This is a genomic window from Roseiflexus sp., assembly GCF_057785375.1.
The window spans coordinates 1-20025 of the sequence record NZ_JBYNRX010000050.1; the positions used below are offsets into that span (position 1 = coordinate 1).

General features: G+C 61.4%; 16 protein-coding genes. 8 read left to right on the top strand and 8 right to left on the bottom strand.

All coding sequences use genetic code 11. The features are described from left to right. Window positions 1-136 precede the first annotated feature (136 nt). Both AC3EA7_RS08740 and AC3EA7_RS08745 read right to left on the bottom strand, forming a co-directional pair. Complete coding sequence (locus tag AC3EA7_RS08740) at window positions 137-2116, bottom strand: acetyl/propionyl/methylcrotonyl-CoA carboxylase subunit alpha (protein ID WP_488613659.1); 1980 nt, start codon at window positions 2114-2116, stop codon at window positions 137-139. Window positions 2117-2494: 378 nt separating this feature from the next. Then, on the bottom strand, window positions 2495-3217 hold the full coding sequence (locus AC3EA7_RS08745; RefSeq protein ID WP_488613660.1) for a hypothetical protein: 723 nt from the start codon (window positions 3215-3217) through the stop codon (window positions 2495-2497). 147 nt (window positions 3218-3364) lie between these two features. Here AC3EA7_RS08745 and AC3EA7_RS08750 point away from each other — a divergent pair, with 147 nt between their 5' ends. The 4 genes from AC3EA7_RS08750 (at window position 3365) to AC3EA7_RS08765 (ending at window position 7467) form a co-directional block, all read left to right on the top strand. Then, window positions 3365-4699: a hydroxymethylglutaryl-CoA reductase, degradative gene (locus AC3EA7_RS08750; protein ID WP_488613661.1), complete on the top strand. Its 1335-nt coding sequence runs from the start codon at window positions 3365-3367 to the stop codon at window positions 4697-4699. Between the two features lie 149 nt (window positions 4700-4848). Beyond that, window positions 4849-5895 carry a hydroxymethylglutaryl-CoA synthase gene (locus tag AC3EA7_RS08755; RefSeq protein ID WP_488613662.1) on the top strand — a complete coding sequence of 349 codons (1047 nt, stop codon included), beginning with the start codon at window positions 4849-4851 and terminating at the stop codon, window positions 5893-5895. 4 nt (window positions 5896-5899) lie between these two features. Then, entirely contained in the window at window positions 5900-7054 is a 1155-nt protein-coding gene (locus tag AC3EA7_RS08760; protein ID WP_488613663.1) for a thiolase C-terminal domain-containing protein, read from the top strand. A gap of 14 nt (window positions 7055-7068) precedes the next feature. After that, complete coding sequence (locus AC3EA7_RS08765; RefSeq protein WP_488613664.1) at window positions 7069-7467, top strand: Zn-ribbon domain-containing OB-fold protein; 399 nt, start codon at window positions 7069-7071, stop codon at window positions 7465-7467. A gap of 117 nt (window positions 7468-7584) precedes the next feature. On the opposite strand, the gene AC3EA7_RS08770 is transcribed toward AC3EA7_RS08765, so the two are convergent. Further along, on the bottom strand, window positions 7585-8148 hold the full coding sequence (locus AC3EA7_RS08770; protein WP_488613665.1) for a sigma-70 family RNA polymerase sigma factor: 564 nt from the start codon (window positions 8146-8148) through the stop codon (window positions 7585-7587). 143 nt (window positions 8149-8291) lie between these two features. Between AC3EA7_RS08770 and AC3EA7_RS08775 the strand changes: the two genes are divergently transcribed. The 3 genes from AC3EA7_RS08775 (at window position 8292) to tpiA (ending at window position 10648) form a co-directional block, all read left to right on the top strand. Continuing rightward, window positions 8292-8948, top strand: coding sequence for a protein-L-isoaspartate(D-aspartate) O-methyltransferase (locus AC3EA7_RS08775; RefSeq protein ID WP_488613666.1), 657 nt, complete (start codon window positions 8292-8294; stop codon window positions 8946-8948). 16 nt (window positions 8949-8964) lie between these two features. Further along, complete coding sequence (locus AC3EA7_RS08780; protein ID WP_488613667.1) at window positions 8965-9639, top strand: site-2 protease family protein; 675 nt, start codon at window positions 8965-8967, stop codon at window positions 9637-9639. Between the two features lie 247 nt (window positions 9640-9886). After that, entirely contained in the window at window positions 9887-10648 is a 762-nt protein-coding gene (gene tpiA / locus AC3EA7_RS08785; RefSeq protein WP_488613668.1) for a triose-phosphate isomerase, read from the top strand. 120 nt (window positions 10649-10768) lie between these two features. On the opposite strand, the gene AC3EA7_RS08790 is transcribed toward tpiA, so the two are convergent. Then, a complete protein-coding gene (locus AC3EA7_RS08790; RefSeq protein ID WP_488613669.1) occupies window positions 10769-11152 on the bottom strand; it encodes a response regulator transcription factor in 384 nt (127 codons plus the stop codon). 390 nt (window positions 11153-11542) lie between these two features. Here AC3EA7_RS08790 and lon point away from each other — a divergent pair, with 390 nt between their 5' ends. Next, window positions 11543-13894, top strand: a complete 2352-nt coding sequence (gene lon / locus AC3EA7_RS08795; RefSeq protein ID WP_488613670.1) for an endopeptidase La — start codon at window positions 11543-11545, stop codon at window positions 13892-13894. Window positions 13895-14098: 204 nt separating this feature from the next. Here lon and AC3EA7_RS08800 read toward each other — a convergent pair whose 3' ends face one another. The 4 genes from AC3EA7_RS08800 to galK all read right to left on the bottom strand — a co-directional run bounded on the left by AC3EA7_RS08800 (window position 14099) and on the right by galK (window position 19749). Continuing rightward, entirely contained in the window at window positions 14099-16483 is a 2385-nt protein-coding gene (locus tag AC3EA7_RS08800) for a sensor domain-containing diguanylate cyclase (RefSeq protein WP_488613671.1), read from the bottom strand. A gap of 101 nt (window positions 16484-16584) precedes the next feature. Further along, window positions 16585-17766 (bottom strand): sensor histidine kinase, encoded by a 1182-nt coding sequence (locus AC3EA7_RS08805; RefSeq protein WP_488613672.1) that lies wholly within the window; start codon window positions 17764-17766, stop codon window positions 16585-16587. 30 nt (window positions 17767-17796) lie between these two features. After that, window positions 17797-18483 carry a winged helix-turn-helix domain-containing protein gene (locus AC3EA7_RS08810; protein WP_488613680.1) on the bottom strand — a complete coding sequence of 229 codons (687 nt, stop codon included), beginning with the start codon at window positions 18481-18483 and terminating at the stop codon, window positions 17797-17799. 90 nt (window positions 18484-18573) lie between these two features. Next, entirely contained in the window at window positions 18574-19749 is a 1176-nt protein-coding gene (galK, locus tag AC3EA7_RS08815; protein ID WP_488613673.1) for a galactokinase, read from the bottom strand. Window positions 19750-20025 lie beyond the last annotated feature (276 nt).

The window sequence follows — 20025 nt, forward strand, 5'->3', positions numbered from 1 at the left end:
GCCTCTCCCCTCTCCCCTCTTGCCTCTCCCCTCTCCCCTCTTGCCTCTCCCCTCTCCCCTCTTGCCTCTCCCCTCTTGCCTCTCCCCTCTCCCCTCTCCCCTCTTGCCTCTCCCCTCTCCCCTCTTGCCTCCTGACTCACCCCTCCTCCAATTCCACCAGCGTTGCGCCTTTGGCGACCAGTGCGCCGATGGCGTAGGGCAGGCGCAGCACGATTCCGTCGTGCGGTGCGGCAACGATGTGTTCCATCTTCATCGCTTCCAGCACGACCAGCGGTTGGTGCGCGGCGACGCGATCCCCTTCATGCACCAGGATGCGCGCAATCGTGCCCGGCATTGGCGCTTCCAGCCCGGCGCGACTGTGGCTGTGCCCTGCTGCTCCCAAACGCTCACTTTCCAGAGAAGCCTGCATCAGGCAAAACCGCTGCCCGCGCCATTCGAGAATGCGCGTCTTGCTATCGCCCGTCATTCCAAACCGCTCAATGCGCCCATCCGCCATCCGCAACGCCAGGCGATCAGGATGCGCCTCAAGCACTCCGGCGACGTAAACACGCCCATCAACCTCGATGCGCCATGCATCGCCATCTTCGGTGATGCGCACGCAGCGTTCGCTTTCACCATCGCGGTAGCGCAGCGGCATATCGGTGCGCAGCATCCGCCACGGTCCCAGCGTGCTCCAGGGATCGCGCGTGGCGGCTCTGCCGTAAGCCAGCGGCTGAACATCGACAATCGCCGCTGCCAGCAGCGCCTCGTCCGGGATGGGAGCAGAGACCGGCAGATGCTGCGTCATCTCATGCGTCGTCAAAAAATCGGTGGTTGTGTCGCCAATAATGAATGCCGGATGCGCCGCAATCGCGCGCAGCAGCGGCAGGTTGGTCGTGACCCCCTCGACAGCGCAGGCATCGAGCGCGGTGCGCAACCGCGCGATTGCAGCGGAACGGTCGTTGGCGTGGACGATGAGTTTTGCCAGGAGCGAGTCGTAGTACAGCGTCACCTCGTCGCCGGTTCCGACACCGGTGTCGCAGCGAATGTCGCCTGGCAGGTCGAAGCGTGTCAGTCGTCCGCCGGTCGGCAGGAAGGTCACCGGGTCTTCGGCGCAGAGACGCACTTCAATGGCATGCCCGCGCTGCTTCAGGTCTTCCTGGCGAAACGGCAGGCGCGCGCCGCCGGCGATGGCGATCTGCAACTGCACCAGATCGACGCCGGTGACCGCTTCGGTGACCGGATGTTCGACTTGCAAACGGGTATTGACTTCGAGAAACGCAAAAGTGCCATCACTCTCATCGTACAGAAACTCCGCTGTGCCGGCGTTCACGTAGCCGGCGGCGCGCGCGAGACGCACCGCCGCCTCGCCGATCATCTCGCGCTGTTTGGAGGTCAACGCCGGCGATGGCGATTCTTCGACAATTTTCTGGTGGCGGCGCTGGATCGAGCACTCACGCTCGAACAGATGCACATAGTTGCCATGCGAGTCCGCCAGCATCTGCACCTCGATGTGGCGCGGACGGGCGAGCAATTTTTCCAGGAAGATCGTATCGTCGCCGAAGGCAGCGCGCGCTTCGCGTCGGGCGCTCTCCACTGCCGCCAGAAGTTCATCGGCGCTCTTCACGATGCGCATGCCGCGTCCCCCGCCGCCTGCGCTAGCTTTGATCAGGAGCGGATAGCCGATGCGCGCCGCTTCATGCGCCAGCGTCTCATCGCTCTGATCGGCGCCGTGGTAACCAGGCGCAATCGGAACCCCGGCGGCGAGCGCCAGGCGACGCGCGGCGATCTTGTCGCCCAACGCTTCGATGGCTTCCGGCGGCGGACCGACGAACACCAACCCGGCGTCGCGGCAGGCGCGGGCAAAGGCGGCGCGTTCGGCGAGGAAGCCGTAGCCGGGATGGATCGCCTGTGCGCCGGAATGCAACGCCGCCTCGATGATTGCCTCGATGCGCAGATAACTCTCCGGCGCCGGCGCCGGACCAATCGGCAATGCTTCGTCCGCCAGGCGCACATGGAGCGCCCGGCGATCCGCGTCGCTGTACACAACGACGGCAGCAATCCCCAGCGCGTGACAGGCGCGAATGATGCGGACGGCGATCTCGCCGCGGTTGGCGATCAGGAGTTTGGCGAACACGGCTTTCTATCCTGTGTGTAAACCATTCTGCAACTCGCCATTATAGGGCATGAAGAACTGAGAACCAAGAACTGAGAACCAGAGATTAGGAGTTAGGAGTTAGAAGTTAGGAGTTAGAAGTTAGAGCCGCCTTCCACCTTCGCACATTCAACGTGCAACGTGCAACGATCACCCGCAACCCTCACGCCCCGCGCCCCGCGCCCCGCGCCTCACCCCTCTCGCCTTTCGCCTCTCGCCTCTCACCTCTCACCTCTCACCTCTCACCTCTCACCTCTCGCCTCTCACCTCTCACCTCTCACCTCTCACCTCTCGCCTCTCGCCTCTCACCTCTCACCTCTCACCTCTCACCTCTCACCTCTTGCCTCGCCACTCGCACGTTCAACGTTCAACGTACCGCACCCCCATTGGCGTCAGCACCCCATCGCGCCAGATTCCTTCGACCTGCACCATACCGTAGCGCACGGCGCCACCCGGCGTCGTTGTCAGGCGCGACAGCAGTGCGGCATCGCGCAGGGGCGCGCGCAGTTTTACCTGGCGCGCCTGCGGCGCCGGCGCACCGCCAGGACCAAGCGCCTCGACGAGGACGGCTTCGTTCTGGTTAGCGATCAGCGCACCGGTCACCCGCACCGCCTGACCGTTCGCCGGAGTCGTCGCCAGCAACGCAACCGTCGCCTCCTGCCAGGGAAGCGGCGTGATCGTCTGGGACCGCAGTTGATACCCGAAGGCGCCGTCCGGTCCAAAGGCGCCAGGACCTTCGAGCGCCCCGGTCACGGCCACCGCCAGGTAGCGCGAGTCGCCAGCCGGTTGCGCACAGGACGCGAGGCTGTCGATGGCGTCGCCTGGGGCGAGCCACACCTGGCGCGCTGGCGGATCGGTGGGCGCGGGGGCGCCGCCGCTGCTGAAACTCAGCCCGGCGACCAGACGCGCGCCGCCGGCATCGACCAGCAGGTAGGCAGCAATTGGTGATGACCGGTAGGACGCATCCAGGGCTGCATCGAGCGGAGTGAACGTCGGCGCAGACACGGGCGTTGCCGCCGGCGCACCGCCACTGCACGCCGTCAGAATTGCAAGACATGTGCAGATGATGAACAATCGCTGCATAGGACACTATCGTACCATGAAAGTCTCAGACAGGGGAATGATAGGTTTTGACAGTTTTCATGGCGTGTTTGAACGGATCCGCCTGCTATACTCGCCCGTAGTAGCAGGCAGAACTGCTAAGAATTTCACAGGAGAGACATATCAACTATGGCAACACGTAACTCGCGGATCAGCGGGTTCTACCAGCTCAGCCCACTCGAACGCCTCGATGTCGTGCGGTCGTTCGATGGGCTCAACGACGAAGACCTGCGCCGGCTCCACGGCGGCAATGGCGCTCTGACGGTTGAGCGCGCCGACAAGATGATCGAGAATGTGATCGGCACATTCAACCTGCCGCTCGGCATTGCGACCAACTTCCTGATCAATGGGCGCGATGTGCTGATTCCAATGGTCGTCGAAGAGCCGTCGATCGTCGCAGGCGCCAGTTATGCAGCGAAACTGGTGCGCGACGGGGGCGGCTTCCAGGCGAGTTCGACCTTACCGCTCATGATCGGCCAGGTGCAACTGGTGCACGTTGCCGACCCACATCGCGCGCACCACGATATTCTGGCGCGGCGTGAGGCGATCCTGGCGCTTGCCAATCGCCAGAGCAGCAGCCTGGTAGCCCTTGGCGGCGGCGCAAAGGATATCGAAGTGCGCTTCTTCGAGAGCAGCCCGATGGGTCCGATGCTGGTCGTTCATCTGATCATCGACTGCCGCGACGCGATGGGCGCTAATGCGATCAATACCATGGCGGAAGCAGTTGCGCCACTGCTCGAAGAGATCAGCGGCGGCAAAGCGTATCTGCGCATTCTCTCGAACCTGAGCGACCGACGGCTGGCGCGGGCGCGGGCGATTGTGCCGGCGAAATCGCTGGCGCGCGATGGTCTGAGCGGCGAAGAGGTCGTTGAAGGCATCCTGTGGGCGTATGCGTTCGCCGCAGTTGACCCGTATCGCGCAACGACGCACAACAAGGGCATCCTGAACGGTATCGACCCGGTGCTGATTGCCACCGGCAACGATTGGCGCGCTGTTGAGGCTGGCGCGCATGCCTATGCCGCGCGCAGCGGTCGGTACACGTCGCTGTCGCACTGGGAGCGTGATGCGCAGGGGAATCTCGTCGGTACGCTCGAAATGCCGCTTGCGGTAGGCATCGTCGGTGGAGCGACGAAGGTGCACCCGGCGGCGCAGGCGGCGCTCAAGCTGCTCGGCGTCACCCACGCGCACGAATTGGCGGAAATCTGCGTCTGCGCCGGGCTGGCGTCGAACCTGGCGGCAATGCGCGCCCTGGCAACCGAGGGGATTCAGCGCGGGCATATGAGCCTGCATGCGCGCCAGATCGCGATGGCTGCCGGAGCACAGGGCGCCGAGGTGGATATCATTGCGACGCGCATGGTGCAGGAGCGGCAGATCAAACCGGCGCGCGCCGCAGCGCTGTTGGCGGAACTGCGCACGCACGGCGCTGACGTCGATACCGCTCCTGCTCTGGCAGAAGCAATCTAGAGCCTGTCTGAAAACCGTCACGTCAAACAATTACCGGGAGGAGAACCCGGAACGCTGCATCCGCCGTTGTGATGCAATCCTGTGTGTACAGGCGCGCGGCGCGCGTTCCGCGTTCTCTTTTCGTTTGCCTTCGAAGAGGAGTATTCACGATGATGAAACCTGAACGGCCTGTGGGCATTGTCGGGTATGGCGCCTACATCCCGCGCTTCCGCATCGCAGCGCGCGAGATTGCCCGCATCTGGGACGGCGCCGGCGGAACGCCGGTCGACTCGAAGAGCGTACCCGGTCCCGACGAAGATACGATCACCATGTCGGTCGAAGCAGCGCGCAACGCGCTGGCGCGGGCGCGCATCGCACCTGACCGCCTCTCGGCGGTGTGGGTTGGCAGCGAGAGCCACCCCTACTCGGTCAAGCCATCTGGAACACTGGTCGCTGAAGCGCTCGGTGCCACGCCGTGGGTCAGTACGGCGGACTGGGAGTTCGCCTGCAAAGCCGGGTCTGAGGCGTTGACTGCTGCAATGGGGATGATCGGCAGCGGTATGGCGCAGTATGTGCTGGCAATCGGCGCCGATACGGCGCAGGGCCGCCCCGGCGATGCGCTGGAGTATACCGCTGCGGCCGGCGCGGCGGCGCTGTTGATCGGTCCGGCGGCAGAAGCAGTGGCGGTCATCGAGGGGACGACCTCGTATGTCACCGACACCCCTGACTTCTTCCGCCGCGCTGATACGGCGTACCCGGTGCACGGGCACCGCTTCACCGGCGAGCCTGCCTACTTCGGCGCATCGCGCGGCGCTGCCGAGAGGCTGCTGCACGACCTTGGCGCGAAGCCGTCGGATTTCACTTACGCGGTGTTCCATCAGCCGAACACCCGCTTCCCGCAGACCGTCGCCCGTCAACTCGGGTTTACGCCACAGCAAATCGCACCGGGGCTGCTGTCGCCGAAGATCGGCAACGCCTACTCGGCGGCAGCGCTCCTCGGCTTGTGCGCTATTCTCGATGTGGCAAAGCCGGGCGATACGATTTTTGTCACGACCTACGGTTCCGGCGCAGGGTCGGACGCCTATGCGCTGCGCGTAACCGATGCCCTGCCGGAGCGCCGCGAGCGCGCGCCGCTGACGGCTGCGTACCTGGCGCGTGAAGCGTTCGTCGATTATGCCGTGTATGCCAAATGGCGCGGCAAACTGGTGATGGAGTAGAGCCATGCGACATGTCTATATCATTGGAACCGGAGCGACACCGGTTGGCGAACACTGGGATCGCAGCGCTGCATCGCTCGCAGTCGAAGCGCTCAATAGCGCTCTGGGAACTATTCCGGCAGCACGTCTCGGCGCGCTCTACGTCGCCAGTGCATTGAGCGCATCCCTGCACGCGCAAAGCCAGATCGGCGCGCTGATCGCTACGGCTGCCGGCATACCCGGCATCGAAGCCGTCACGATCGAGGCAGGCGGGGCATCAGGCGGCGTGGCATTGCGCCAGGCGTGCATAGCAGTCGCATCGGGCGCCGTCGATCTGGCAGCAGTCGTTGGCGTCGAAAAAGTGACCGACGTGCTCGATGCGCGCCGTGAAGCCGCCTTAGCGCTGGCGACCGATGCCGATTGGGAAGCGATCCACGGCGTTACGCTGACGGCGCTCTGGGCGCTGCTCATGCGCCGGTATATGCACGAGTACGGATACGCCGCCGACGATTTTGCGCCATTCCCGATCAACGCGCATGCCAACGGGGTCGCTAACCCGCACGCGATGTACCGCTTCGCCATCACCGCCGACAAGGTGCGCGGTGCGCCGATGGTCGCCGAACCGCTCGGCTTGCTCGATTGCTCGACCGCAGTCGATGGCGCCGCCGCCGTGGTGATCGCCAGCGAAGGGCTGGCGCGCGAACTCTGCGCGCATCCGGTGCGCATCGCCGGGTCTGCGGTTGCGACCGACACCCTGGCGTTGCACAGCCGTTCCAATCCGCTGTGGCTGGCAGCGGCGGCGCAGACGACAACGACAGCGCTGCGGTCGGCACATCTGACGCACGGCGACGTGCAGGTTTTCGATGTGACCGATCCACACGGCATCGCTGCCGCGCTGGCGCTGGAGTCGAGCGGGTTTACCGAACGCGGAACAGCAGTGGCGCTGGCGCGTGAAGGCGCTATCACCCCGAAGGGGCGACTGCCGCTGGCAACCGGCGGCGGGTGCAAGGCGCGCGGCGATACGGTTGGCGCCAATGGCGTCTATCAGATTATCGAATTGGTTGCGCAGTTGCGCGGGCATGCCGGCGCAGCGCAGGTCGACGGCGCACGGGTGGCGCTGGCGCAGTGCATGGGCGGCATCGGCGCGACGGTGGCAACCCACATTCTGACACTCGACTGAGGTGGAGGTTCAACATGGATCTGGCAAAACACTGGCGTCTGCGCCATGCGCGGTATCGTCTGGAAGGACAGCGCAACCGGCTTACCGGCGAGGTGCGCTTCCCGCCGGCGCCGCCGCATCCGGGCGAGGCGGAGGAGATATGGGAGCCATACGTCCTGAGCGGGCGGGGGCGCGTCTACTCATTCAGCATCGTGCGGCAGCCGCCGGAGGGGTTTGAGGATCAGCCGCCCTACCTGGTGGCGCTCGTGCGCCTCGATGAAGGACCAATGGTGACCGCGCAATTGACCGATTGCGATCTCGACCAGGCAGCCATCGATATGCCGGTCGAAATGGTCACCCGCCGCCTGCGCGATTTGGGACCGACGGGGCTGATTGTGTACGGATACAAGTTCCGTCCGATGGTGCAACGGTGACAGTTCTCCGAGAAGGGCTGGCATGAATATGCGCGTGCCAGCCCTTTCTACCGCTTCTCCTTTGAAGCGGACGCAATGCCCGCGCTCCCAGGAGAAGTGTGAACAGTTGCAACCGCACTACACGCCACTGACCAGACGCCGCGCAAGCGACTGCAACCCACGATGTTGCAGCGCCTTCACCGCGCCCTCGGAACGTCCAAGACGTGAAGCAACCTCCTGGATCGATAGATCTGCCAGGAACCGCAGAGAGATCACCTGCCGCTGATCGTCGGTGAGATCGCACAGGTGACGCCGGAGTTCTTCGCAGTCGAGGCGCATCACAACATCGTGATCGGGTCCCTCACAGGCGCCGCTCCAACTCTCCAGGGGGATGGTTTGCCGCAGACGGCTCCGGCGAATCACATCGACGGTGCGGTCGCGCGCGATACGGTAGAGCCAGGCGGAAAGGGGCCAGCCACGATCTTCGTAGCGGTCGAGACTCTCGAACGCGCGCAGAAATACTTCCGCCTGAAGATCCTCGGCAAGGTCCGGGTCTCCTACGCGAAAGTAGATGTAACGGTAGAGCGGTTGTGCATAGCGATCATAAATCTGCGCAAACGCCGCCTGATCGCCGTGCTGGGCGCGTTTGATCAACTCGCTGTCGGGAAGCGTGAGATCGGCATCTTCTGGAGGAACGTGCATGAGCGTGTTTCCTGCGTATCGTGCGTCGCTGCGCATCTGCTCGTCACCGGTTCGAGTATAGCAAACAGGCGCTACCAATTCGTAACCGGCGTTACCTTAAGCCGTGAAAGCGGGTATAATAAGGATCGAAAGGAGCGGCAGCCATGGATTTTACAAATGAGCGCCGCGCCATGATCGATCTTCTCATTCGACGTGGCGTCAGCGATCGGCGAGTGCTCGACGCAATGGCGCAGACGCCGCGTCATTTGTTTGTTCCAGCCCATGAACGCGCTCACGCCTACAGCGATCAGGCGCTGCCGATTGGTGAAGGACAGACCATTTCGCAACCGTACATGGTTGCGCTGATGCTCGAGGCGCTCCAACTTGCTCCGACTGATCGCGTCCTCGAAATCGGCGCCGGTTCTGGATACGCTGCCGCCATACTCAGTCAGATCGTTGCGAAAGTTCACACGATCGAATGCCGTGAAGCGTTGGCAACCAGCGCAGCCGCGCTGCTGCGCACACTCGGCTATGAGAATGTCACCGTCCACATCGGTGATGGCACCCAGGGACTGCCGGACTACGCGCCGTTCGACGCCATTCTGGTCTCGGCGGCATCACCCTGGGTGCCGGCCCCGCTGCGTGAGCAACTGGCATCTTCCGGGCGCCTGGTGATCCCGGTTGGCGGCAGACAGGTGCAGATTCTGTTGCGGCTGCGCCGTGAAGGCGATACGCTGCGCACCGAGCGGCTGTGTGATGTGCGCTTCGTCCCGCTCATCGGCGGGCATGCCTGGACAACGGAACGATTCCCGGAACGCTGAACTGGATGGAGTCACTATGTTTTCGACGCCTGATGAAGGCATTTTTGCGGGACGCAGCAACGACACGGTCGAGTTACTCAAAGCATGGGCAGGCACCACCGTCGCCTACGCCGTCTTTCAAACCGGCGCCACGAACCTGGCAAGCGTCCGGTTCCTGACGAATCTCTTCATTGCAGCCGTGGTGTGTGGGCTGGGGTTTGTGCTCCACGAACTGGCGCACCGGATCGTCGCGCGGCGCTTTGGCGCGGAGGCGCACTTCGTCGCCAATATGCAGATGCTGGCTATCTCGATCGTCGTTGCGTTCCTGCCGCTCGGTCTGTTCTTTGCCGCCCCCGGCGCCGTCTGGCATCGCGGCTATCTGACGCCGCGCCAGAGCGGGCTGATTGCACTGGCGGGACCGGCGACCAACATGGCGCTTGCAGCGCTGTTCCTCATTGCAGCGCCGGTTGCGTTTCTCGCCGGTTTGCGCGATACCTGGGTCGTTCAACTCTTCTACACCGGCGTTGCCCTGAATGCCTGGCTTGGACTGTTCAATATGATCCCTGCCGGACCATTCGATGGCGCAAAAGTGCTGGAGTGGAGTCCGGTTGTCTTCGGTGTCACCGCAGGTATCGGCATTCTGCTGGCATTTGTGCTCCCTGGCAATCTTCTGAATATCTGGCTCTTTGTCCTGAGGCTGTTTGGCGGCTAGTATGACAACGAGACGTGTCATTCCGAGCGCACCGAGGAATCTGAAGCGTGTGCGTTGGAAGCCCCCGCGCCGTGCTCGAGGCGACTCGCGGTGGTCGGCATCAGGATGCGCGTGCATGGTGAAGCCTCGTTGTCGTACCAGCACCGCCGGGCGAAGGACCGCCATTGGGTTTCTGCGGGCGTCAGCCCGCTTCCAAGCGCTGTGTGCCGCAGGCAAACCTGCGCTTTAGCACATTAGAGGAGGATTCATGCGAACGCCACTTCTCGCAGGCAACTGGAAGATGTACAAAACAACCGGTGAGGCGCGTGAGCTGGTCGAAGGATTACTGCACGGCCTTGGCGATGTCAGCGATCGCAAGGTGCTGGTCTGCCCGCCGTTTACGGCGCTGCAAACGGTGCGCGATCTGGTTCAGGGCACGCCAATCGCATTAGGCGCGCAGGATGTCTACATTGAGCCGCAGGGAGCGTTTACCGGCGCCATTTCGCCGGTGATGCTGCGTGATCTGGGATGCACGTATGTGATTGTCGGGCACAGTGAGCGCCGCGCCATTTTTGGCGAAGGGGACGAACTGATCGGTAAGAAGGTGCGTGCCGCGCTGGCGCACGACCTCACGCCGATCCTGTGCGTTGGCGAAACCAAACCGCAACGCGACGCTGGTCAGGCGGAGATGATCGTGGTGGCGCAGGTGCGCGCTGCGCTCGCCGGAATGACGCCTGAGCAGATCGGTCGCATCGTTATCGCATATGAGCCGGTCTGGGCAATCGGCACCGGCGACACCGCCACCCCAACCGACGCTCAGGCGATGCACGAAACGATCCGGCGCATCCTCGGCGACATGGCAGGACCCGACGTGGCAGCGACCATCAACATCCTGTACGGCGGCAGCGTCAAGCCGGACAATATCGACGATCTGATGGCGCAGCCCGACATCGATGGCGCACTGGTCGGCGGCGCCTCGCTCAAGGCGGATAGTTTCCTGCGCATTGTTCATTTCCTCTCGCCGCAGTGATGACGTGTGAGGAGTTGAAGATTGGCGAAGCAGCGCAGCGTAAGGGCGGGTTCGAAACCCGCCCTTACGCTGCTCGACGCCAGGAAGATCGGTCAGCAGAGCAATGGGCGCCATGTCATGTCATGCAGTGCGCGATGCATCACCCAGATCATTCGCCAGCCGGCGCAACAGTGAGAGGGGAAACGGCTTGGTCAGGAAGTGATCAACCCCCAATCTCTGGGCTGCTTCCTGTAACTCTGGGGAATAGTATGCCGTAATAAGAATAATGCGGGCCGGAAGAGCGCGCTGGCGCACGTGTGCGATCAGCGCCAACCCGTTTGCCGAAGGCATATTGTAATCGGTAATGATCAGGTCAGCGGTATGCTGATCAAGCCACTCCAGCGCCTCCGATACCGACGCAGCCGTGGCAATTTCACGCTCATCGTTGGTCCGCAACGCCTGCGTGAGCATGAGTCGCTGATTGGCTTCATCATCGACGATAAGAATGGTGTGTTGCGCCATCATGAATGCCTGCTCGTCGCTGGTGCGGCAGCGCCGCCTGTACGTGATGAATCATACCTGCTCCATTGCAAGTCGTGGCACACAAGATGTGATCGAAATGTTGGCGTATCTGTAACAGATAACTGCGTAGGCGCAACTTCTCGCCAATTCATTCGTTGTATACTGTGAAACAAACAATCGATCATGAAGAAGACGACCATAGACACGATGCACGGAGGTTCACGAGGGTTCTCAGTCACGGCTCATTTACCATCCGGTAGGATTTGTGGTACCATGGTAATGCACTTCCATATCATCGAGTGTACGCCTCGAAGCGTACAATAGATTCCTATCGACGCAAGCAAGCGTCACAGCCGCGAATGTCATTTGCGGACAAAGCGAGGGTTCAACACTATGGGAAAACTGATTGAGACTTCCGATCACGACCTCCCGCTCGCCATTCTGGGAGAACTGGTGATCATGCCGCACATGACGGTGCCGCTGCAGGTGGGGCAGGGGAAGTCGTATCGTGCCATGGAACAGGCGTGGGAGAATGATCATCTTGTATTGTTGATTTTTGTATCCGAAAGCGAAATCGAGACATATAAGAGCAGCCAGCCGCAGCAGTTGCCGCCGGTCGGCGTGATCGCGCGTCTCGATGAGTTCGTCAAACTGCCCGATGGCACGGCGCGCATCATTCTGGAGGGCATCAGTCGCGCCCTGGTGCAGACGATGCTGCAAAGCGAGCCGTTCTACCGGGTGCGCTGCCACGCGATCAGCGATCCCGAACCAAAGGGCATTGAGATTGAGGCCCTGATGGATTCGGTCAAGCAACAGATTGATGAGTTCGTCGATCATCTCGGCGAAGTGCCACAGGATGCCGTCGCCTTCGTGCATCGCATCGATAAGCCAGGGCACCTGGCGGATATTGTTACGTGGGCGCCGGCCTTCGAGTTCGATGAACGGCTTGATATTCTCAATGAACTCGATCCGGTCGAGCGGTTGCGCCGTGCGCATCGCCTGCTTGCCCGGCAACTCGAATTGCTCAAACTGCGCCAGAAGATCCAGCAGGATACCAAAGAAGTGCTGGACCAGAGCCAGCGCGAGTACTTCCTGCGTGAACAGATGCGCGTCATTCGCCGCGAACTCGGTGAAGACGATGATATTGATGACCCCATTGATGAGTTGAAGCGCAAGATTGCCCAGCTCGACGCGCCCGACTATGTCAAAGAGCAGGCGATGCACGAACTCAAGCGTCTGGCGCAGCAGGGCATGAATAGCCCGGAAGCGGGCGTTATTCGCACCTATCTCGACTGGATCCTGAATCTGCCGTGGGCAGAGGAGGAACTGCCCGAAATCAGCCTGCACGAGGCGCAAAAGGTGCTCGATGAGGATCACTACGGCCTCGAAAAGGTTAAGGAGCGTATCCTGGAGTACCTGGCGGTGCGCAAACTGGCGGGCAATCAGATGCGTTCGCCGATCCTGTGCTTCGTGGGTCCGCCTGGCGTCGGCAAGACGTCGCTCGGACGTTCGATTGCGCGTGCGCTTGGGCGCAAGTTCGTGCGCACCAGTCTCGGCGGCATCCGCGATGAAGCCGAAATTCGCGGTCACCGGCGCACCTATATCGGCGCGCTGCCAGGACGAATCATCCAGGGAATGAAAACGGCGAAGTCGCGCTACCCGGTGTATGTGCTCGACGAGATCGACAAGGTCGGTCAGGACTTTCGCGGCGATCCGACGTCAGCGCTGCTAGAAGTGCTCGACCCTGAGCAGAACAATGCCTTCTCCGATCACTATCTGGAGATCCCGTTCGACCTCTCGCAGGTGGTATTCATCGCAACCGCCAATCAACTCGATACGATTCCGAGCCCGCTGCGCGACCGTATGGAGATCATCGAAATCGGCGGGTACACGGAAGACGAGAAACTGGGCATTGCCCAGGGGTTCCTGGTGCGCAAGCAGCGTGAGTTCCACGGGTTGACGCCGGAGCAACTGATCATCACCGATGCCGCGATTATCAAACTGGTGCGCGAATATACGCGCGAGGCGGGCGTGCGCAACCTGGAACGCGAAATCGCCAGCCTGTGCCGCAAGACGGCGCGGAGGGTGGCGGCTGCCAGCGATGGTGAACCGGTTGAGTTTCCGATCATCATCGATGCGCCGGACATTCCCAACTACCTGGGTCCAGAGCGGTACACCTTCGGTCTGGCAGAGGAGAAAGATGAAGTTGGCGTGGCCACCGGCGTTACCTGGTCGCCAACCGGCGGTGATGTCCTCTCAATCGAGGTGCTGCCGGTGCGCGGCAAAGGCGGTCTCCAGCTCACCGGTCAGCTTGGCGAGGTGATGAAGGAGAGCGCGCAGGCCGCCATGAGCTATGCCCGGTTCCGCGCCGAACAACTTGGCGTCGATCCAAGCTACTTCGACGAGCACAACATTCACATCCATGTGCCGGAAGGCGCCGTGCCAAAGGATGGTCCGTCGGCTGGCATTACGCTGACCACGGCGCTGATTTCGGCAGTGACCGGCAAACCGGTGCGACGGGATGTGGCAATGACCGGTGAGATCACGCTGCGCGGCAAAGTGCTGCCGATTGGCGGCTTGAAGGAAAAGACGCTGGCGGCGCATCGCGCCGGTATCCGCACCTTTATTCTGCCAAAGGATAATGCGAAAGATATTGCCGAGCTGCCAAAGAAGGTGCGCGAGGAGTTGCAATTGATCCCGGTCTCGTCGATGGACGAGGTGCTGAAGATCGCGCTGGCACACTGACAGCCGGCGCTGAGCCGAAGCATGTTTCCTGGACATCGCTCGTCGGTTCAGGCGGGTGCGCTGATATTCAGACGCAGCACAGGAAAGCGCCGGACGTTCTCGCAAAGGCGGCAGGACCATCCTGCCGCCTGCTTTTTTTCAGTGACAGCAGCCAATCGACAGGAGTTTCGTCCATAGACGTATTCTTCCCGCAGGCGCCATCGATTATGGATTGAATGCGACCTGATTCCGCCCCTGGGTTTTGGCGCGGTAGAGCGCGCGATCGGCGTGATGGATCAGCTGTTCAAGACGATCAGCGCTGTTGATGGAGTCCAGCGCGGCACAGCCAATACTGATCGTCACCTGAAGAGGCTGGACTTGAAGCATGACAGGAAGGACCGCTACTGCTGTACGCAAGCGCTCGGCCACGTGCAATGCGCCTGCCAGATCGGTTTCCGGCAGCAGGGCAATAAACTCCTCGCCGCCAAACCGCGCCAGAATGTCGGCGTCGCGCAGTTCGCGCCGCATCCGCTCTGCGACACTGCGCAATACGGCATCACCCGCGTCGTGTCCATAGGTGTCGTTGATACTCTTGAAGTGATCGATATCGATAACCAGCAACGCCATACTATGGCGGTAGCGCCGCGCCCGCTCCAGTTCACGCGGCGCCAGCGCGAAGAAGTAATGGCGATTGAACAGACCGGTCAGGTGATCGGTTGTCGCCAGGCGCTGCGTCTCGGCGAATAACCGGGCATTCGAGATGGCGATCCCCGTCTGACGACCGACAATGTCCAGCATCGCGCCGTCACGCTCGGTAAAATGGCGATGGTTGCGCAGATGATAGATTGCCAGAAGACCGAGCGCCTGATCGCCGGCAATGATAGGCGATCCCACGGCGGAAGAGATACGATAATCAGTCCCATCAGACCCAACAAGTACAATGTTCTGGCGGACAATACTCCGGCGCGAATCAAACGCCTGCCGGACTGGACCCAAGCCCTGTTGCAGGGACATCAGCGGTTCGGGCATGTTGAAGGTATGAACATTGGTCAGCATGCGTTGGTCGGCTGACAGCAGTCCCAGCGCGACTGCATCGGCGCCCGCCAGTTCCATAGTCAGCCGGGCGACGGTTGCCAGGATGACATCGATATCGAGAGCGCTGCTGATAGCACGCATGAGATCGCCCAGACGTCGCTCCCGCTCCAGCGCTTCGTTCGCCTGGGCGTACAGTTGCGCATTGTGCAGCGCCAGCGACACGCTCGACGCCAGTGTTGCCAGCCGGCGCGCGTGTTCCGGCTGGTATGCATACGGTACAAAGCTATCGACACAAATGAATGCAATAACCTGCTGACGTACAATCACGGGCGCCCCCAACCACGAGCGAATAGGGAGCGCCTGCTTGATCTGAATCCATGCCGGGTTGTTGAGGGTTTCGCTGATGATCCAGGGTTGCCCGGTTTCGATCAGGCGGCGCAGCGTTGGCGTGCGCGAAATGTCGAAAAGGACCTCGCGGATCGCATGCCCGGCTTCATCGCTCAACCCTTCGTAGCCGTAGACGCGAACGACACGCGCCTGCATCCCTTCGACCAGCATGACCGAGGCGCCATCGCAGGGCATCAGCGCAACAATTTGATCGAGCACGTGGTCGAGCACCTGCTCGAAGTCGAGCAGGGCGCTCAACGTTGCCGACGCCTGACGCAGCACCTCGGCGGCGCGCTGTTCTTCACGCACCGACTCAAACAAACGCGCGCGTTCAATCGCCACGCTGAACTGATTGGCGATAGCGGCGAACATGCGCAATTCAATCACGCTGAACGGCTGGAGGGACGGCAGGACCAGGTTCAGAATCGCCAGCGGGCGATCGCGACTGTAGATCGGGATGCTGACGTGACGTTCCGGTTCCTGATTGGCTGAGCGGAGATGCGCCAGACGCGGGCAGACGATCGGATGCGCAGTGTCTGGGAGTGTATGTTCGAGCAGACGCCGCAAACATTCGCAGGGATCGCCAGGCGCGCGTGGCGTGAGATCAATGTGCAGTTCGCGGGCGCCGTCATGCGCCAGCAGACGCGCAAAATCTGCGCCTTCCACTCCCCATAGCCACGCCGCGCGCGCGTCCAGCTCTCGGGCCAGCGCCTGCACCCCTGCCTGCAGCTGGCGTTGCGGCTCAACAATGCGGTTGAGCGCCTCCAGGACGCTCTTCATGACCTTGAGTTCACGCTGCGCACGCTCACGCACGGTAATGTCTCGAAACAACCAGATCCGAACGACAGTCCGTTCATCGAGACGCAATCCGCGCGTGTAGCGCTCGATGATGCGACCATCACGCAGCGTTAACCAATCAATGCCTTCCAGATCGGGTCGGTCATAGAACTCTTCGCTGCGACTGAGGAATTGTTCCGGGTCGCAGACGAGATGCGCCAGATGCTTGATGCGGCGGTGAGGAGAGGTCATCTCCAAATGTTCCGGCGCCAATCGCCACAATTCCTCGAACTGCCGGTTGAGCAGCAGGATGTATCCATCCGCGTCGGTCACCAGCGTGGCTTCAGAAGTGGCATCAAAGACAGCGCGCCACAGCGCAACAGATTGGTCATGAGGCGCAAAAAAAGACATAGCAGCTGGCACATCCACCCATTGAGCTCACAAAAGCGCGACTTTCTTCCAGGAAAGATGCACGAACAGGTTACTACCATCATACACCAGGAGAAGAATGTTCAGGATACAGGCAATGTCAGGTAGAAAGTACTCCCTTCTCCCTCGACGCTGAGCGCCCAGATACGCCCGCCGTGCCCCTCAACCAGATGTTTGGCGATTGCCAGCCCCAATCCTGTTCCCCCTGCATTGCGCGTTCGCGCACGATCCACCTTGTAGAAGCGCTCGAAGATCCGTGAGAGATCGTTTGCGGGAATGCCAATGCCGTTATCCGTCACCGACACCAACAGCCATTGTCCTGGCAGGTGGGACGGCGGCATACCAGGCGGCGCCGGCGATCCATTACCGATAGTGATCACATCGGCTTCAATCGCCACTCGTCCGCCGTCGGGCGTAAACTTCGAAGCGTTGTGGAGCAGGTTGAGCAGCACCTGACCGATGCGATTCTCATCAATCAATGCATGCGGCAGATGATCGGGCACACGGGCCGTGATCTGCAGATTCTTCCGTTCGAGTTGCGGGCGGATGCGCTCTATAGCGCGCTCAATCAGCGGCGCGACCGGCGTAGGCACTAACTGAAGCGCCACCCGCCCCGACTCAATCTGCGACAATTCGTGCAACTCCTCAACCAGCTGGGTAATAGCATCGACTTCCTGGGCAATCTGGCTCAACATACGTTGCGCCACCGGCGCCGGCGGCTCGGATTGCAACGTCTCAACCAGGAGCTTGATCGATGCCAGCGGGGTGCGGAGCTCGTGAGAGACGTTGGCCACCAGATCGCGCCGTGATCGTTCGAGCTGACTCAGTTGGGTCACATCGCGCACCAGCAGGAGCGCACCCTGCGTACCGTGATCGAGTGGCACCGCTCGTAATCGCAGCATCCGTTGCCGACCCAGCAGCTGAAAGATGCTCTCACGCGGTTCGGCGGACGAAATCGCCTCTTCGACCAGGGCGTCCGCCTGATAATCGCGCACCAGCGCAATCAAGCCCTGCCCGACGCTCATCGTCCGGTTGAGGTTCAACAATTCTTCCGCCTGGGCATTGAGATACCGCACTCGACGATCCACGTCGACCAGCACCAATCCATCGTCGAAAGCAACGGTAGCAGCGTGAAAGAGCGAAGAGAATGCATCAGGGGAAGATTCGGGCAGTGATGGAGGTTGCTGAGTACGAGTTCTCTGACGCCATCCCCAGACAAGGGATACGACGAGCGCCAGCAGAAGCGTGGCAATGATCCATTCCATCACAGCGTTCACGCCGGTCGGCGCCGAATGTCAGTTTGGCGCCTCAAAGCGATAGCCGATGCCGCGCACCGTATGGATGTAGATCGGTTTGCCTGGATCAGGCTCGACTTTTTCGCGCAACCAGCGAATATGCACATCGACCGTCCGGCTATCACCGAGAAAATCATATCCCCACACACGCTCGAGCAGCATATCGCGCGACAGCGCCATCCCACGATTGCGCATCAGGCACGCCAGCAGATCGAACTCCTTCTGCGACAGGTTCAGTTCCATATCCCCGCGCCAGGCGCGCCGCGACCCGGTATCGACCCGAAGCGAACCGGCGTCGAGCACCTCGCGCATCACACTGACCCGACGCTCGGAGCGGCGCATGATGGCGCGCACCCGCGCCAGCAATTCGCCGAGGCTGAATGGTTTGGCAACGTAATCATCGGCGCCAAGCTCGAGTCCCGCAATGCGATCAATTTCATCCTGCCGCGCTGTCAGGATCAGAATAGGAACCTCACTCTCCTGACGCAAGATGCGACATACCGAAAACCCATCCAGACGCGGCAGCATCACATCGAGGATGATCATATCAGGTTGATCCCGTCGCGCCCGTTCGAGACCAACCACTCCATCAGCGGCGTTGATCACCGCATATCCTTCGCGCTCCAGGTTATAACGCAGCGTTTCCGACAGAGTCGGATCATCTTCTACCAGCAGAATGGTGGACATATGCATGGCAGCACTCACAGTTCAGATCATTCAGGCGGCGTCAGCATCACAGGAACCCGCTTGCGGCGATGGATCTGACCCGCGACATTCTCATTCCTGTGGACCTGCATTGTCCACAATGCGCCCAACGCCATCGCTGGCGCGACACACATAGATGGTCGCCGTGCGACCAGTTGCTGCGCGGTATGTGTGCAACAGGTCACGGCTGAATGGTTCCACAGCATCTCGTTCGACCAGGCTCACGGTGCACCCGCCAAACCCGGCGCCGGTCAGACGCGATCCGTAGCATCCCGCCAGATGCTGCGCCGTTTCGACCAGCAGATCAATGTCGGGCAGGCTCACCTGATAGTCATCACGCAGGCTCGCGTGTGACTCATTCATCAATTGCCCAAAAGCAGCCACATCACCACGTTTGAGCGCCTCTGCACCCTGGAGGGCGCGTCGATTCTCACGCACCACGTGCCGGGCGCGCGAGCGGACAGGCTCCGGCAACGCATCCTCGTGCGCTGTCAGTTGATCTTCGTTCACATCGCGCAAGGCGCGAATGTCAGGATACCACTGTTGGAGCAACTGAACCGCTGTGCCACATTCCTGGTGCCGCTGGTTGTACGCCGACGCCGCCAGCGTTCGCGGGATATGGCTATCGCACACCATGACCGCCACTGACGGCGGTAACGGGATGGTGTGATAGGAGAGATCGCGGCAGTCGATCAGCAACGCATGGTCGGCGCGACCGAGCACTGCGATCAACTGATCCATAATGCCACACTGTACGCCGACGAAATTATTTTCTGCGCTTTGCGCAAGCAACGCTAGTTCCTTGCCCGGGATATTCAGATGGTTGAGGAGCTGGAACGTATACCCGACGGCAACTTCGAGCGCAGCGGAAGACGAAAGCCCGGAACCGCGCGGGACATCGCTGGCGATCAGAAGATCGGCGCCCGCGAGCGGATGCCCTGCGACCCGCAGCGCCAGGACGACGCCACGAACATAATTGTGCCAGGGTCGGCTGCTGCGTTCGATGTGATCGATTGAGAACGCATCCTCTTCGTTGAGATCGGATGAGACAACCTGCACCGTCTGATCAGTGCGCGAACGCGCTGCAATGCAGGTAGCGCGATCAATAGCGACCGGAAAGACGAAACCGTCGTTGTAGTCCGTATGCTCACCGATGAGATTGACGCGCCCCGGCGCCCGAACGATGATACTGGGATAAGCGCTGTAGCGCTGCTGAAAACGATCCCGTAACGATCCGATATCAAGCATACGTGGCCCGTCGGTGTTCAGGTCGTTAGCTGCTGTGTCATGCTGTTGCCATTATACCATGCGGGAATGATCAATCCGTCAAGCATACCGGTCAGGACTCGCACGTGCAGGTTTTTGTGCCAGATGGCTCTGTGATGCGGGAAAACGCCCCTGGTGCGATGAGTGCTGTTTTCCATGTCCCGACAACCTTGCCGCCCTTGCCCCTCTTGCGTCATGCGGAAGAGGGGAATGTTTTGGCCTCCTGATGCCTGAAACGGGTGATGGCAACACACGGGC